Origin of the sequence: Mycobacterium sp. MAA66 (assembly GCF_041261665.1) — a bacterium.
GTDB lineage: Bacteria > Actinomycetota > Actinomycetes > Mycobacteriales > Mycobacteriaceae > Mycobacterium.
The window spans coordinates 888459-904433 of sequence record NZ_JBGCCC010000002.1; the positions used below are offsets into that span (position 1 = coordinate 888459).

Consider the following 15975-nt stretch of genomic DNA (forward strand, 5'->3'; position numbering starts at 1 on the left):
GATTTCCGCAAAAATTCGCGCACCAGCCGACACTGGCGCACCTAGATCTCGTCCAGTCCTTCCAGATACCGCTGGGCCAGATCCCGATAGGCCGCCGGGTTGGTATCGACCCACATCTGAGCTCCGGTACCGGCCACCGGACCTCGGATCTTGGCGGGCGAGCCGACCACCAGCACCTCGTCGGGAATCTTGGTCCCCGCAACCACCAGTGAGTGCGCGGCGATGAGGCTGCGCCGGCCGATCACCGCGCCATCCAGCACCGTGCAGTGGTTGGCGATCAACGCCTCGGCTCCGACGTGCGCACCGTGCACAACGCACATGTGCGCGATCGTCGCGCCTGGGCCGATATCGCAGGGAATGCCCGGCGGGGCGTGCAGCACCGAGCCGTCCTGCACGTTCGCGCCTTCGCGGATGATGATCGGCGCATAGTCGGCGCGCAGCACCGCGTTGAACCATACTGAGGCACCTGCCTCCACGCGCACGTCGCCGATCAGCGTCGCGGTCGGCGCGATGAATGCGGTGGGGTCGACTACCGGGCTGCGGCCCTCGAAGGCGTAAAGCGGCATGCACTAGATATACCGCAGGTAGATGCGTTTGTATTGCGCCGCGGTAGGGAAAAACTGTAACGTGTTCTAGTTAGCAGCCGAAGATTTGGGAGGCCATGGTGAACACCGAAACCGCGGGAGTTCGCGAGATCGATACGGGCGCGCTGCCCGACCGCTATGCCCGTGGCTGGCATTGCGTCGGACCGGTGAAGAACTTCCTCGACGGCAAGCCGCATTCGTTCGAGGCATTCGGCACCAAGCTCGTGGTCTTCGCCGACTCGCAGGGCGAGCTGAAGATCCTGGACGGTTACTGCCGGCACATGGGTGGCGACCTGTCCCAGGGCACCATCAAGGGCGACGAGGTCGCCTGCCCGTTCCACGACTGGCGCTGGGGCGGCGACGGTAAGTGCAAGCTGGTGCCATATGCCAAGCGCACCCCGCGCCTGGCGCGCACCCGGGCCTGGCACACCGACGTGCGCGGCGGCCTGCTGTTCGTCTGGCACGACCACGAGGGCAACGACCCGCAACCCGAGGTCCGTATTCCGGACATCCCCGAGTTCGTCAGTGACGAGTGGACCGACTGGAAGTGGAACTCGCTGCTGATCGAGGGCAGCAACTGCCGCGAGATCATCGACAACGTCACCGACATGGCGCACTTCTTCTACATTCACTTCGGCCTGCCGACGTACTTCAAGAACGTCTTCGAGGGCCACATCGCCTCGCAGTACCTGCACAACGTGGGCCGGCAGGACATCGGCGGCATGGGCACGCAGTACGGCGAGTCGCATCTGGATTCCGAGGCGTCGTACTTCGGTCCGTCGTTCATGATCAACTGGCTGCACAACAACTACAGCGGCTTCAAGGCCGAGTCGATCCTGATCAACTGCCACTACCCGGTGAGCCAGGATTCGTTCATGCTGCAGTGGGGTGTCATCGTCGAAAAGCCCAAGGGCATGGACGAAAAGACCACCGAGAAGCTGGCCAACGCCTTCACCGATGGCGTGTCGATGGGCTTCATGCAGGACGTCGAGATCTGGAAGCACAAGACGCGGATCGACAACCCGCTGCTGGTCGAGGAGGACGGCGCCGTCTATCAGATGCGCCGCTGGTACCAGCAGTTCTACGTCGATGTCGCCGACATCTCCCCGGACATGACCGACCGGTTCGAGCTCGAGATCGACACCACAGCAGCCAACGAAAAGTGGCATGTCGAGGTGGAGCGGAACCTGGCACAGCAGGCCGAGGAAGCAGAAGCGAAGGAAGCCGCGGAGCAGCCCAGCTGATGACCCAGCACGACGAGCGGGCCCAGACCCCGGACGCCGAGCGTCTGGCCCGCTCGATGCTGCAGCTGATGGGCCACGACGATGACCACGGACATGTCGTGTCCGCGACACCGTCCACTGGGTCCTGGTCCAAGGCACCGGATTTCGCCGACGACCCAGCGCGCGCTGCGGCGGTGCACGCCGCCACCGCGGCCGACCGCGAACGCTACCTGACCACCGGGCTGGCCCCGGTCGACTGCCGGTTCTGCCACTCGACGGTGACGGTCAAAAAGCTGGGTCCGGAACACACTGCGGTGCAATGGAATTCCGCAGCCATGGGACGTTGTGCCTATTTCGCCGAGGTCCGCGCCGAAGGCGGCGATCCCAGCCGTAGCCGGTCGTGTCCGCGCCTGAGCGACAGCATCAAGCACGCGGTCGCCGAGGGGTGCCTGGAAGAGTTCTCCACGGCACCCTCCCCCGGCGACGGCTGAGTTCTTCTCGGTTCTTCTCGCGAGCAGACGTAAATGTCCCCGCACGCTCGGCGTGTCGGGGACATTTACGTCTGCTCGGCAGTCAGAGGTTGGCGAAGCGGGCCTTCACCTGATCCTCGGTCAGCCCGTAGTCGGCCAACGCGTAGGTGTGCTTCGGGGCGCGCGGCCCCCGCTGGCTCTCGGCATGGCTGTCGACCATCGCCTGTCGCGCGGCGTCGGTGAACTCCAGCCCGAATGTCCGGTAGATGCCCTCGACGGCACCGACCGGGTCCTTGATGAACTCGAAGTAGTCGACATCGCAGAACTGGGCCGGATCATGCTTGGCCCGTTCGGCATTGAACAACTCCAAACCGCGGGACCAGGTCTCCAGGGCGTCGTCGCCGATGACCTTGCCGGTGAACGTGTTCGACCAGCCGGCCGTGGTGTGCTGCGACAGCGAGCACATCGACGCCAGGATGGTCTCCGCCGGGCGGTGGCACTGCACCACCAGCGCATCCGGATACACCTGCAGCAGCGCATCCAACGCGAACAGGTGGCTGGGATTCTTGAGCACCCAACGCTTTTCGGGCTCGTTCAGGCCGATCAGCTGCAGGTTCTTGCGATGCCGCTGGTACGACTTGGTCCAGTCCTGCCCGGCCAGCCACTGGGCGTAGGTCGGCACATGCGCCAGCGTCTCGTAAGACACCGAGTGCAGCGACTGCCGCAGCAGCTGCCAGCACTCCTCGACCTCGTCGGCAGTCATGAAATGAAGGCCGGTGTAGTCCGGGTTCTCCTCGTGCTCCTTCTTGAACCGAGCATCGAGTGCACTGAAAACGGGGTTGTCGGACCAGGTTTCGCGCGGCGGCCGGGGCTGCGGGTACTCCGCGAGCCACATCTCGAGTCCCTGGTGCGACGGGTCCGCGGCCAACAGCCGGTGGATCACCGTGGTTCCGGTGCGGGGCAGGCCGGTGACGAAAATCGGCCGCTCGATCGACACCTCGGCGTGCTGCGGGTACTGCTTGAACGCGGCATTCGACACCAGTCGCGCCACCAACGCGTTGCGGGTGAAGAACCGCTGCATCTTGCTGCCGAGTTCGGTCAGATCGGCATCACGCTGATAGGAGTCCAGCAGCACCCCGAGTGCTTCCAGATAGTTGTCGTCGTCGGCACCGAAATCTTCCAGGCCACAGGCTTTTACCGCTGAGGCGTGCAGATCCTCGACGGTGCCCACGTTGGTGCGCGTCATGCCTTGTACTCCCCGCAGTTCACATCGAGGGTCTGTCCGGTGATACCGCTGGACAGGTCACTGGCCATGAACAGGATGGCCGAGGCCACCTCGTCCTCGGTCGGCAGTCGCTTGAGATCCGAACCGGCGGCGGCCGCGTTGTAGATCTGGTCGACGGTGGTGCCGTATTTGTCGGCCTGGTGCTGGAAGTAGCTCTGCAGAGTGCCACCCCAGATGTAACCGGGCAGAATGGAATTCACCCGGATACCCTTCTCGCCCAGCTCGGTGGCCAGGGTCTGGGACATGGCCAGCAGCGCCGACTTGGCCATCTTGTAGGCGCCGTACTTGGCCTGCGAATGCCGCAGCACCATCGAATTCACGTTCACCACAGAGCCTTTGGATGATTCCAGCGCCGGCGTGAAGCCCTGGATCATCCGCAGCGCCCCGAACACCGTCAGCTCGATGGCGTCCTTCATGTGGTCATAGGTGGTGTTGGCGAATGGCTTCATCGAGGGCACCCGGAACGCGTTGTTGATCAACACGTCGACCTTGCCGAACTCCTCCACCGAGCGTGACACCAGGTTGGCGACCTGCTCATCGTCGGTGATGTCGGTACCGACCGACAGCGCCCGGCGCCCCGCAGCCGTCACCTCCTTGGCGACGTCCTCGAGCCGCTCCACCGTACGGGCGGCCAGCACCAGGTCGGCGCCGTTCTCCGCACAGCGGCGGGCCAGTGTCGACCCAAGCGCCGGGCCGACCCCACTGATCACCACTACCTTGCCATCGAGCAGACCGGCCATGCTCAGCCCACCATCCTTTCGTTGATCTGCTTCTGGCGCAGCGCAATTCGGGCCCGCCAGTCTTCATCGGAAATCTTGTTGGTCTCGTAGTACGGCAGCTTGGCGGCCACCTCGGAAACGGAGACGACCTCGCACGTCGGCCCGTCTTCGGCCGTCATCTCCCGCGACAGCCGCTGCCAGCGGAACTGCAGATAGCCCTTCGCATGTCCCAGCGTCTCGCACCAGTTGGTCACGCCGGGGTTGTCCTCGGACACCACGATCCGGATCTTGCCGTCCGGATCGGCTTGAGCCTGAGTGCCGTTCAGCGAGGTCTGATGGTTGATGTAGTCCAGCGAGATGTACCACAAGCTGCCCAGCTGGAAGCCGACATACGGCGCATCAGATACCGGCAGGGTGATGACCATGGCCTGGTCCGGCATCAGGTCATAGTGCCCCACTGCCGAATACTGCGTGGCCAGACCGCCCGGGGTCAGCCGCGGCGCGGTCAGCGTGTTGACCGGCAGGTTGTCGTAGAACCACTTGGGGAACTGCAGCCAGGTCTTGACCCGCTGTACCAGCTGCTTGCCGGCCACGGCATAACGCTTTGCGATGAGCTCACGGGTCAGCGGAGCGGGTGCGGTGCCGGCGGTGTCGGTGCGGGCGATCGCGAAGCTGCCGCGCTGAGCCGACCAGTCGTTGTAGACCTCGCGGATCACCAGCTGTGCCGGCGTCGACGGGGTGAAGCGCCACTCGAAGGTGCCGTCCTCGGCGACCGTGAGCTTGCGGTCGTCGAAAGCGGTCTCGCTGTCGGGCACGTTGTCGTCGGTGTACTCGCCGCCGAGCAGCTGAAAGCTGACGTCGGTGGTGGTGCCGCGACGGCCGGTGACGACGAACTCGTGCCCGGGCTGGACCCGGGCGCCGAAGTACATGGTGTCCGGGTTGTCCAAGCCCATCTTGGTGAACGGCCCGGTACCGCTGTGCAGGAACGGATGATCCCGGTCGTAGTCGAAGGCGACATGAGTGCAGGACGCCAGACACCCGGCCAGGTACTGCAGCCCTTCGAGCAGGTCGGCCTCGGACTCGATGAACGGCGCTTCGCTGACCAGCCGCTCGGCCTCGGCAATCGCTTCGGCCAAGGGTTGTGAGTACATCGATATCCTCCCGCTGTTCCAATATTGGACCGTAGTGGTAGAGTTTCCTACCTGAGATTAGAACCCGTTCTAGTTCACGTCAATGCACCCGGAGGATGACCATGGGCGATTCCGGCCGCGCGTCGCCGCCCACCGAGCGGGTCGTCGCGGTACTCAATTTCCTGTCCCAGCACCCGCATCAACAGTTCGGACTGTCCGAATTGGCCCGGCGCCTCGAGCTCAGCAAGCCCACGTGCCTGGGCATCGTCACGTCGTTGTCCGATGCCGGCTACCTGCTGCGCGACTCGAACGACAAGACATATCGCCTCGGGCCCGTACTGATTTCGCTCGGACACACCGCACAGGAGTCCATGCGGGTCACCCCGGGCGCCGGCGCCGAGTTACGCAAGTTATCGGCGGCATGCGACACCACTGTCGCACTGTCCGCCGTCGTCGACGACCGGATCACCGTGCTGGAACTGGTCGGTCCGCCCGGTGTGGATGTCGGCATCCGAGTGGGCCAGAGTTATCCGTTCGCGCCCCCCGTCGGATTGATGTTCGTGCTGTGGGATGACGCTGCATTGACTGCCTGGCTCCGCAAGGCGCCGACGATTCCGTTGCGCACCGAGACCGACCGGCTGAACCGGGTGGTTGCCGAATGCCGCAGCGCGGGCTATCTGGTCGAGCGCCTCACCCCCGGCGGCCGGCGCCTATATGGGCTGATGGCCGGCATGTCGAGCAACCTTCCCGACGAATTGCAGGCGCTGCTAAGAGAATTGGTATCCGACATCGGCGAGCGGGTGTATCTGCGCTCTGAATCGCCGACCGCACGTCAGCGACACGACATCAGCGTCATCACCGCTCCCGTGTACGACCACCACCAGCATCAGGTGATGACGGTGTCGTTGCACGTCGGCACCGCCCTGACCGACGCCGAGATCACCAGACAGGCGCGCTTGCTCGTCAGCACGGCAGACGTGTTGACGACGCAACTAGGCGGGTCGAAGCCCAGCTGATCAATCCCGGGTATATCCGCCGCAGGACGGGCGACCAATCCCGGGATGGCACGTCGTTTGCAAACCATCTTCGATCAGCAGCAACTCCACTATGGCGCCGCCCGAACATTGATCACCTGCTACGCAAATCGGTCCACGGTCGGTCGAAAATCAGTCGCCCACAGCGCCACGATCTGTTCAGATGAGTGGATGGAGACGTTCTGGCCGCTGTCGAACCTGCAGGTGCTGACTCCGACCCTGACGCTGCGGTACATCACCGACGAGCTCGCCGTCGAACTCGCAGGCCTGGCCGCGCAAGGCATTCACGACCCGGCGACCATGCCCTTCTCCATACCTTGGACCGACGAGCCCGACCTGGAACGTAATGCGCTGCAGTATTTCTGGCGGTGCCGTGCCGAGTTCACCCCGGAGCATTGGGAATTGCCGTTCGCCGTCATCCGGGATGGGGTCGCCATCGGCGTGTGCACGGTTTCGGCGGACCAGTTTCCGACGCGGCGAGTTGCAGAGACCGGTTCGTGGCTCGGACGCCGCCACCAGGGCCAAGGAGCCGGCCGCGAGATGCGCTCCGCCGCACTGCAGTTGGCATTCATCGGCTTCGGTGCAACCGAAGCGCGCACCAGCGCTTTCCACGACAACGCGGCTTCACTGGCGGTCACTCGCTCACTGCCCTACCGGCAGATCGGCGCCTCGCAGCGACCGCGCCGCGGCGCCGCGGACACCATGCTGGAATTCAGCCTGGCTCGAGATCAGTGGTCACCCCGCAACGACATTCAGCTCATCGAAATCGACCGGGCGCGCCATCAGCTGGCCATCAGCTGACCGACGCGACCGCGAATGGCAACACCGCCGGCGCCCCGGCCGCGCGCAGCACCCGGGCCGCCATGGTCAACGTCCACCCGGTGTCGGTCAGGTCGTCGACCAACAGCACCGGGCCACTGACGTCCAGGGCCCGCGTCTCCCACGAATCAACCAGTGCCGCAACCCGATATGCCGAATTTGCGGCGGTGACCGGGCGGCGCTCCGGCCGGTACTGCAGAATCCCCAGATTCGTCAGTCGCCCCAACGACGCCAATCGGTCCACCAGTGACCGAATCAGCACCGGATGCGCCGCAGAATCCAAGCCCATCACGGCCACCGGTCGGGTGTGCCAATCCCACGCCTTGAGCACCGCAACGGCCGCCTGCACCACGGCATCCGGCGCCTCACCATCGGACTCCAACAGCGCACGCAATCGGGCACCCCAACCGATATCGGTGAGCCGGCCGACAACTCGCCCCGCCTCGGGACCGTCGGAAATCCGGCCGGACAGCTCCAGTCCCAGCTTGGCCAGTCCCGACGGCCACTGCCGCCGCGGCGTCAATTCGACTCCGGGACGCATCAACCGGTCCCGTGTCGACGTCACCGCAGCATCATCGACCACAGCCGAATATCTGGACCCGCCGCAGTTGTCACAGCGCCCACAGCTCTCGCCGGGCTCCAGCTCCGGATCGTCAAGTTGGCTGCGCAAGAAGACCATTCGGCATTCCGTGGTGCCTTGATAGTCCAGCATGGCCTGTTGTTCTCGCCCACGGGCATCGGCCAGCGCGCGGTAGCGGTCCGCGTCGTAACTCCACGCCTGCCCCGTCGCCAGCCAACCGCCCTTGACCCGGCGCACCGCGCCGTCGACGTCGAGCACCTTGAGCACCATCTCCAGCCGGGACCGGTTCAGGTCGACCAGAGGTTCCAATGCCGGTGTGGAGAGCGGTCTTTCGACATCGAGGGCCGCAATCACGTTGCGCACCATGGTCTCCGACGGGAACGCCACCGACGCGAAGTATCGCCAGATATCGGCATCCTCTGGCCCGGGCAGCAGCACCACCTCGGCGCTGTCGGTGGCGCGGCCGGCACGCCCGACCTGCTGGTAGTAGGCGATCGGCGAGGACGGCGCGCCCAGATGTACCACGAATCCCAGATCGGGTTTGTCGAAACCCATCCCCAGCGCCGACGTCGCGACCAGTGCCTTGACCCGGTTGGCCAGCAGGTCGGCTTCGAGCTGCTCGCGTTCGGCGGTGTCGGTCGAACCGGTGTAGGACGCCACGGCGTGACCCTGTTCGCGCAACAGCGCAGCCACGTCATGGGCCTGGGCGACCGTCAGCGTGTAGACGATCCCCGATCCGGGCAACGAATCCAGTTGGGCGGCAAGCCAGGCCGCGCGCTGTGTCGCGGTGCCGGCCTTGACCACCGACAGCCGCAGCGACTTCCGGTCCAGCCCGCCGCGCAGTACCAGGGTGCCCTGCCCGCCACCCGCCACACTGTCGGCACCGCCACCCGCCACATTGTCGGCACCGCCGACGCCGAGTTGCTCGGCGACGTCATGCACCACCCGGTCGTTGGCCGTCGCGGTGGTGGCCAGAACCGGGATATCCGAACCCAATTCGGCGACCAGGGTACGGATTCGGCGGTAGTCCGGCCGGAAGTCATGACCCCAGTCCGACACGCAGTGCGCTTCGTCGACCACGACCAGCCCCGCGTCGGCGGCCAACGCCGGCAGCACCTTGTCACGAAAGTCGGGATTGTTCAAGCGTTCCGGACTGACCAGCAAGACATCCAAGGAACCGGCGCGAACCCGCGCATGGATGTCGTCCCACTCGGTCACATTGCCCGAGTTGATGGTCGCGGCGTGCACCCCGGCCCGCTCGGCAGCGGCGACCTGGTTACGCATCAAGGCCAGCAGTGGCGACACGATCACCGTCGGGCCGAAACCAGCTGCCCGCAACAGCTTCGCTGCGATGAAGTAGACCGCAGACTTGCCCCACCCGGTACGTTGCACCACCAACGCCCGCCGACGGCCCACCACCAGCGCCTCGATCGCGGTCCACTGATCATCGCGTAGGACCGCAGCCGGTCCGGCGAGCTGCTCGAGGATCGCCTGGGCGTCAGTACGCGTAGGTGTTGCGTGGCTTGGCAATTGGGGTGGCACTTGTCACTTCCATGGTCGGGACGAAGTTCGTGGATGGACTCGACGATCCCGGGACCACCTTGCCCTGCACCTTCAGCCAGGTGTCGTCGGGATGCTGCCCGACGTTACCGGTCAGGTGAATTCGCGCCAGCTGGGCATCAGCGGCGCAGCACACGATCACCACTCGGTCCAGGTCAGAGCCTTTGGTGAAGCCGGTGATCGTGACCAGCCGGCCGTCGAGGCTGTTGGTCGAGTCGGCGGCCGCACGCATCAGCAGGTCGGGCAGCGACACCGTCCCATCGGCCGGCAACGGCGGGAAAGCCCGCTTCGGCGGTGCGGTGACAGCAGACACGGATGTGGCCCCGACCTCGCTCATCGGCGGAACCGACACAAACGCCGTCAACGCCACCGGAATCAGCAACAGCCAGGCCAGCGTGCCCCGATGCTGATGGCCGTGGGCATCGCCACCCCGCAGATCGCGCAGCAAGCACACCAGCGCCAGCACGGCGAGCAGAACCGCAGCAGCCAGCAGCCACGGCAACAGCGTCGGCTTGACGAAATTCAGGTAGTTGCCCCGGATCGCGATCAGACCCGTGCTCAACCCGACCAACAGCACCAGGACGTTCTGCGTCTCTCTGCTCACTGCGCCCCCAGGACCAGAAACCCGACGACCGTCGCGCATACCGTGGCAACCACCAAGGTCGTGGGCGCAAACCGCACCGCGAACGCGCGGCCGAACGCCCCGGTCTGCATGGCGAACAACTTCACATCCACCGCAGGGCCGACCACAAGGAATACCAGCCGCGGCAGCAGCGGGATCATGGTCAGACTCGCCGCGACAAACGCGTCGGCCTCCGAACACAAGGCCAGCACCACGGCCAGCAGCGCCATCACGATGACACCCACCACCAGGTTGCCGGCGACATGTCCGAAAACCCATTGCGGCACAACAGAACGCAGTAGTGCGGCCGCGCCGGCACCGACCACCAGATACGACGCCGACTGTAGGAAATCGTGGCGGGCCGCCTCAGTGAATACGGTGAACCGCGACGCGTCCTCGCCATGATGTGCGGGCAGCGTGCGGGTCACCCATTCGGTCCGGCCCAGGCGCTGCCACAGCAGCCCCATGATGACAGCGGTCAGCAGCGAGGCCAGACACCGACCCAACACCATCTGCGGCTGCCCGGGAAAGGCCACCGCCGTGGCCACCAACACCACCGGGTTGATAGCCGGCGCGGACAACATGAAAGTGAGCGCCGCACCGGCCGTCGCACCGCTGAACAGCCGACGGGCCACCGGCACCGAACCGCACTCGCAGCCCGGTAACGCCGCGCCACCGATACCGGCGACGGCCACCGCCAACGCCGGCTGGCGGGGCAACCAACGTTCCAACCGCTCGGGGGTGACGTACGCCGCCACCAGGCCGCTGACGATGACACCGAGCACCAGGAACGGCAATGCCTGTACGAACACCCCGCAGAAGACGGTGGCAGCGGCCGCGACCCGGTCATGATCAGCCAACAGCCGGGTGACGAGCGGCCCGGACAGCGCCAGACCGATCAGCGCGACCAGCAGCAGCTCCATCGACCCGGCGCGACGCCGACGCGCCGTCACCTCACCCGTCATGCCCCCATCTTGCCGGGGAAGTCTGACAGTTCGCCTAGCTAATGGGTCGGAACGATCGGGATTCGGCCGGCACTGGCGCCGCCGTCGACTGCCAAATCCGCTCCGGTCATGTACGACGACGCATCGGAGGCCAGGAACGCCACCACCTCGGCGACCTCCTCCGGCGCACCGACCCGGGTCAGCGGTGCACCCGCATGACCACCGGGCCCGCGCTGTACCGACAGGTGCGCCACCATCGGGGTGTCGATCATGCCCGGGTACACGGTGTTGACCCGAATACCCAAGGGGCCCAGTTCGATCGCCGCGACTTTGGAGAATCCACGCAGTCCCCACTTGGACGCGCCATAGGCGCTGTAACCGGCCAGCCCCTGCAGGCCGGCTTGCGAGGAGATGTTGATGATCGACCCGCCGCCGGCCGCGCGCATGGGTTCGACGACGGCCTGCGTACCCAGGAACGGCCCGATCAGGTTGACCTGCAGCTGCCGCTCAAAAGTCGCGGCGGTGTGTGCCATCAGCGGCTCGACGGTGCAGATCGCTGCGTTGTTGACCAGTGCGTCGACCCGGCCGAACTCACTCAGCGCCAGCTCGACCGTTGCCTGCCAATCGGTTTCGCTGGCGACATCGTGCCGCTGGAAGCGCGCCACGGCGCCGATCGACGCAGCGACCCGCTCGCCGTCTTCCACCAGCACATCGGTCAGCACCACGCGGGCGCCCAGCGCGGCGAACAGCCGGGCCTCGGCCTCCCCCTGACCACGCGCCGCGCCGGTGATGATCGCGACTTTGCCGGTGAGATCCACTGCTAGTCGGAATCCTGGTCGATACCGGTCAGCATCAGCTCGGAGACCCGGCGCGGGAACTCGGTGAAGTTGGCCATCATCGCGATGCGCTTGGGCAGGATGACGTGTTTACGGTTCTCTTCGATGGCATCGGCAATGGCCTCGGCGACCATGTCCGCATCCAGCGGCTCCTGCGGAATCATCCGCCATTTCAGTGACCGCTCGATGGTGCGGCGAGCCGGACCGAATGCCCGGATGTGGTCGATCATGTCGGTCTTGACCTCGCCGATCTGCACCAGCGTGGTGTTGACCGGCTTGTTGCGCAGTTCCGAGCGGATGCCGGCGGTGAAGTGGCTGAGCCCGGCCTTGGAGGCGCCGTACAGGGTGACGCCCGGTCCGGTGGAGATGGCGCCCATCGACGACACGTTGACGATGTGGCCGCGGCCCCGCTGCAACATCCGCGGCATCGCCTGACGACACAGCTCCATCGGCGCAATCAGGTTGACCTGCAACAGGTCTCGCACGTCCTCCGAGGACGCCTCGTAGAACCGGCCCACCCGGTCGACACCCGCGTTGTTGATGATGACGTCGACCGGGCCGTCGGCCTCCACCCGGTCGAGCAGCGCTTCGACGGCCGCCGGGTCCATCAGATCGGTCGGATATGCCTTACCACCAAGCTCTTTCGCCAATACCTCGAGCTGGTCACCGTTACGGGCGACCACCGCGACCTCGGCACCGTGCCGGGCCACCGCCTGGGCGATGTGCTTGCCCAGGCCACGGCTGGCGCCGGTGACCAGCACTCGGCTGTTCCTCAGTTGCATTTCAGTACTCCGTTCAGAATTTCGCAGACATCGTCGGTGGCCTGCCGGGCGATCGGCAGCTGGTCAGCCAAGTTGAAGAACCCGTGAAACATGTTGTCGTAGTTGGTGATCGTCACCGGAACACCGGCGCCGCGCAGCAGCTCGGCGTACAGCTCTTCCTCGGCGCGCAACGGGTCTTTCTCCCCGGTGACGATGTGCGCCGGCGGCAGACCGGTGAAGTCTCCGAGGATCGGGGAGGCCAGCACGTCGGTGCGGTCCCCTTCGGCGCCGAGGTACTGCTGGGTGAACCACCGCATGTGATCACCGCTCAGTGCACTACCCGATCGGGAGTATTCGCTTGTGGCAGAAGCCTTGCGACGCTGATCGACCACCGGGTAGATCAGCAGTTGGAAAGCGATCGCCGGGCCGCCCTGATCGCGCGCCATCATCGACACCACTGCGGCCAGGTTGCCGCCGGCACTGTCACCCGCCACCACCAGACGCTGCGGGTCGCCGCCGAGATCAACGGCATGCTGGGACACCCACTGCACCGCGGCCCAGGCGTCGTCAACCGCCGCCGGGAAGGGGCTCTCCGGAGCCAGCCGATAGTCCACCGAGACCACGATGGCACCCGCACCGTTGGCCAGGCGCCGGCAGCAGGAGTCGTGAGAATCCAAGTCGCACAGCACGAATCCGCCGCCGTGGAAGTACACCAGCACCGGCAGCGCCTTATCTGACGGCTCGGCCGTCAGTGCCTTATTTGACGGCTCGGCCGTCAGTGCACCCTCGGCCGCGCCCAGCGGGTGATAGACGCGGACCGGGATCGACTGCAGACCCTCAGGTCCGTCGATCCTCCGGTTGGTGACGCCGGCGACCTCCACCGACTCGGCCGGTTTGCGGCTCGCTTTCAAGCTGGCCCGCACGTCCGCGGCGGTGCCGGTGCCGTCGGCGATCGACGCGAAAGCCGCTGCCATCCGGTCTGCGGTTTCGGCTCCTGCACTCGTCATGGCTTGTACGGTACGACGGGACACATCGACCGAACATCAGCAAGTCCCGATGACTGAGACATGTTGTTCAGTTCATCACACGCTACGAGTAGAAGTGACGTATGCGACGTTTATCGGGCGAGGACAACAGCTTCCTGGCATGGGAAAGCGACGTGCAGCCGCAGCAAACCATCAAGGCTGCCGTGCTGGATCCCAGCCAGGGGCATGAGCCCCTCACCTTCGAGGCGGTGCGCGCCGCAGTGCCGGGTCTGGTCGACCGCGTGGAGCCGTTGCAATGGCAGCTGATGTCGCCGCGGGTCGGCTCAGGTCGGCCATGGTGGATCACCCAAGCTCGGGGCGACCTGGACTATCACGTGCGTCGCTCCACCGCGGCCGCACCGGGCGGCAATGCCGAATTGGGCGCGGCCATCGCCGAGCTGTTCGAGGAGCCACTGGACCGCAGCCGGCCGCTGTGGCAGCTCTGGTACATCGACGGCCTGGCCGACGGCCGGATTGCCCTGGTGCTCAAGCTTCATCACGCGCTGGCCGACGGCATGGCTTCGAAGAATCTGCTCGAGCTGTTCTACAGCAGCGACGCGGCCGCGCGGTTGCCGGGACCGTCGCCGGACCCGGCACCCCACGAGCACCGGCCGCCGGCGGCCGAGTGGTTCCCGATGGTGGCGCGCCATCAGGCCAAGGCACTTCGGAAGCTCCCCAGCATCGTGACCCGTACCGCCAAGGTCACCGGCACCATCCGGCGCAGGCAGAAGGCCGGCAAGCCGGGCTATGCCGAGGCCTTCGTGCCGCCGGCGCTACCCATCAACGAACCGCTGAGCGCCAAGCGCGGGTTCGCTTATCGCGCTTGCGATATGGCGCAGATCAAGCAGGTGTCAAAGGCCTTCGGGGTGAGCGTCAACGATGTGTTCCTCGCCCTGTGCAGCACCGTGATGCGTGAATACCAGGCCTCCCGCGGGTCGATCAGCGAGGACTCGATGACGGCCGTGGTGCCGGTGTCGATGCGCCCCGAAGACGGTGACCGCTGGGGCAACAAAGTGGCCCGCTGGAATGTCGATATCGCCACGGACATCGCCGATCCCGTTGAGCGCCTTCAGGCCATCGCGGCCAACACCGGCACCGCACGCGAGGTGCAGGCCGAGCGCGACGCCTGGCTGCAGCACGACTGGATGGAGTACTGGCCGCTGTTCAAGTTCTATTCACGCGGCCTGCCGATTGTCGGGGCAAAGCTCAAGAAGCGTCCGATGTTCAGCATGATCGCCTCCAACATGCGCGGACCGCAGCGGCTGTACTTCGGCGGAGCACCGGTGGAGCAGCTGATTTCCACTGGGCCACTTGTGTTTCCGATGGGCCTGAACATAACCGGGTGGAGCTACGAGGGGCAGATGCAGATCTGCGTGCTCAGTTGCGCCGATCAGGTCCCCGACACGCAGGTCATCGCCGATCGACTGCCCGCCGCGCTGGCCGAGTTGGTGGCACGCTCAGCCGAAGGTCACCAGGGTCATGCTGGGCCGGTTCCGGTGAAAAACGCCTAACCTGTCCAAGGTCGGCGACGAAAACAACTTGAACACGCCACGACCTGGCATATGTGGGACATCCCGGGCCGCAACCACGCCGGGAATCTGCAGTGCCATCGCGATCGCCTCATCAGGGCTGACGCCAAACGGCATCGGCGGTGCCGTGTAGCGCTCGGACAACTTCCAGCCCTTCAATGTTCTGTCGCTCAGCCATGTCGGAATGGAGTCGAACATCAACTGGCCGCCAGGGAACCGGGTTGCACAGGCAGCTATCAGAGCGCGAACGTCATCGGGTTCCAGATACATGAGCAGCCCCTCAGCGGTGATGAATGCGCCGTCAGTGCCATCCACCTGATCCATCCAACTGAAGTCCAACGCCGACTGCGCCAACGCGGTGATCCGATCATCCGGCGGAAGCAACTGTTCACGCAGCGTCACCACCGCGGGAAGATCGACCGAATACCACCTCAAGTTGTCCGCGAGTCCCATGGACTGCAAGCGCCAGAAACTTGTCTGGAGCCCTTCGGCCAGTGCCACCACCGAGGCGTTCGGATGCGTTCGCAGGTAAACGGTTGCAGCGGCATCGAACGCCTTGGCCCGCAACGCGTGGGATTGGTTGGGGTTGCCGAACTTGAGGTAGTCGTAGTCGATGGTGTCGAACAGCGCTACTGCATAAGGATCTTCGAGACTGCCGTCGCGACGCTTCGCTTCGCTTGCCCGATTGTGCAGCGTCCACAGTGTCGTCGCCGAGACGCCCTCGAGCGTGCTGCCATCAATGGTCGTCATGAAGCCGATGTTAGAACTGCGCCCAGTCGATTGGTGACCTACAGTCGACCGGCCCGCGCCGGATGGCCGAAGCTGACCGGCCCGCACCGTCGAACGCGAGTGAA

At 65.4% G+C, this 15975-nt stretch carries 16 protein-coding genes; 5 read left to right on the plus strand and 11 right to left on the minus strand.

Translation table 11 applies throughout. The features are described 5' to 3' along the window. Window positions 1-41: 41 nt before the first annotated feature. A complete protein-coding gene (locus tag ABIA30_RS10845) occupies window positions 42-566 on the minus strand; it encodes a gamma carbonic anhydrase family protein (protein WP_370064943.1) in 525 nt (174 codons plus the stop codon). A 95-nt stretch (window positions 567-661) separates the two neighbouring features. Here ABIA30_RS10845 and ABIA30_RS10850 point away from each other — a divergent pair, with 95 nt between their 5' ends. Continuing rightward, window positions 662-1828, plus strand: coding sequence for a Rieske 2Fe-2S domain-containing protein (locus ABIA30_RS10850; protein ID WP_370064945.1), 1167 nt, complete (start codon window positions 662-664; stop codon window positions 1826-1828). After that, window positions 1828-2298, plus strand: coding sequence for a hypothetical protein (locus tag ABIA30_RS10855; protein WP_370064947.1), 471 nt, complete (start codon window positions 1828-1830; stop codon window positions 2296-2298). The genes ABIA30_RS10850 and ABIA30_RS10855 overlap by 1 nt, the downstream gene beginning before the upstream one ends. Before the next feature lie 82 nt (window positions 2299-2380). On the opposite strand, the gene ABIA30_RS10860 is transcribed toward ABIA30_RS10855, so the two are convergent. Genes ABIA30_RS10860 through ABIA30_RS10870 form a run of 3 tightly spaced genes read right to left on the minus strand, consistent with a single transcriptional unit; the run spans window position 2381 to window position 5432 of the window. After that, on the minus strand, window positions 2381-3523 hold the full coding sequence (locus tag ABIA30_RS10860; protein WP_370064949.1) for a sulfotransferase: 1143 nt from the start codon (window positions 3521-3523) through the stop codon (window positions 2381-2383). Further along, the gene (locus ABIA30_RS10865; RefSeq protein ID WP_370064951.1) at window positions 3520-4302 is read right to left on the minus strand and encodes an SDR family oxidoreductase; all 783 of its coding nucleotides are present in this window, start codon (window positions 4300-4302) and stop codon (window positions 3520-3522) included. Before ABIA30_RS10865 ends, ABIA30_RS10860 begins: the two co-directional genes overlap by 4 nt. A 2-nt stretch (window positions 4303-4304) precedes the next feature. Continuing rightward, window positions 4305-5432, minus strand: coding sequence for a hypothetical protein (locus ABIA30_RS10870; RefSeq protein ID WP_370064953.1), 1128 nt, complete (start codon window positions 5430-5432; stop codon window positions 4305-4307). A 101-nt stretch (window positions 5433-5533) separates the two neighbouring features. Between ABIA30_RS10870 and ABIA30_RS10875 the strand changes: the two genes are divergently transcribed. Both ABIA30_RS10875 and ABIA30_RS10880 read left to right on the plus strand, forming a co-directional pair. After that, window positions 5534-6427, plus strand: a complete 894-nt coding sequence (locus ABIA30_RS10875; RefSeq protein WP_370064955.1) for an IclR family transcriptional regulator — start codon at window positions 5534-5536, stop codon at window positions 6425-6427. Between the two features lie 189 nt (window positions 6428-6616). Then, window positions 6617-7246 carry a GNAT family N-acetyltransferase gene (locus ABIA30_RS10880; RefSeq protein WP_370064957.1) on the plus strand — a complete coding sequence of 210 codons (630 nt, stop codon included), beginning with the start codon at window positions 6617-6619 and terminating at the stop codon, window positions 7244-7246. Here the strand turns inward: ABIA30_RS10880 and ABIA30_RS10885 are convergent. From ABIA30_RS10885 to ABIA30_RS10910, 6 genes are read right to left on the minus strand one after another with little or no spacing between them, the layout of a single operon-like run. Next, window positions 7239-9386 (minus strand): DEAD/DEAH box helicase, encoded by a 2148-nt coding sequence (locus ABIA30_RS10885; RefSeq protein ID WP_370064959.1) that lies wholly within the window; start codon window positions 9384-9386, stop codon window positions 7239-7241. The genes ABIA30_RS10880 and ABIA30_RS10885 overlap by 8 nt on opposite strands. Then, complete coding sequence (locus ABIA30_RS10890; RefSeq protein WP_370064961.1) at window positions 9343-10008, minus strand: TIGR03943 family protein; 666 nt, start codon at window positions 10006-10008, stop codon at window positions 9343-9345. The genes ABIA30_RS10885 and ABIA30_RS10890 overlap by 44 nt, the downstream gene beginning before the upstream one ends. After that, complete coding sequence (locus ABIA30_RS10895; protein ID WP_370064963.1) at window positions 10005-10991, minus strand: permease; 987 nt, start codon at window positions 10989-10991, stop codon at window positions 10005-10007. Before ABIA30_RS10895 ends, ABIA30_RS10890 begins: the two co-directional genes overlap by 4 nt. A 38-nt stretch (window positions 10992-11029) precedes the next feature. Next, window positions 11030-11788, minus strand: coding sequence for a glucose 1-dehydrogenase (locus ABIA30_RS10900; RefSeq protein ID WP_370064965.1), 759 nt, complete (start codon window positions 11786-11788; stop codon window positions 11030-11032). Between the two features lie 2 nt (window positions 11789-11790). Continuing rightward, window positions 11791-12588 (minus strand): SDR family NAD(P)-dependent oxidoreductase, encoded by a 798-nt coding sequence (locus ABIA30_RS10905; RefSeq protein ID WP_370064967.1) that lies wholly within the window; start codon window positions 12586-12588, stop codon window positions 11791-11793. Continuing rightward, window positions 12579-13574, minus strand: coding sequence for an alpha/beta hydrolase (locus ABIA30_RS10910; RefSeq protein ID WP_370064969.1), 996 nt, complete (start codon window positions 13572-13574; stop codon window positions 12579-12581). Before ABIA30_RS10910 ends, ABIA30_RS10905 begins: the two co-directional genes overlap by 10 nt. Before the next feature lie 101 nt (window positions 13575-13675). On the opposite strand from ABIA30_RS10910, the gene ABIA30_RS10915 reads away from it, so the two are divergent. Further along, window positions 13676-15103 (plus strand): wax ester/triacylglycerol synthase family O-acyltransferase, encoded by a 1428-nt coding sequence (locus tag ABIA30_RS10915; RefSeq protein ID WP_370064971.1) that lies wholly within the window; start codon window positions 13676-13678, stop codon window positions 15101-15103. On the opposite strand, the gene ABIA30_RS10920 is transcribed toward ABIA30_RS10915, so the two are convergent. Next, window positions 15050-15871, minus strand: a complete 822-nt coding sequence (locus ABIA30_RS10920; protein ID WP_370064973.1) for a class I SAM-dependent methyltransferase — start codon at window positions 15869-15871, stop codon at window positions 15050-15052. The genes ABIA30_RS10915 and ABIA30_RS10920 overlap by 54 nt on opposite strands. Window positions 15872-15975: the final 104 nt, after the last annotated feature.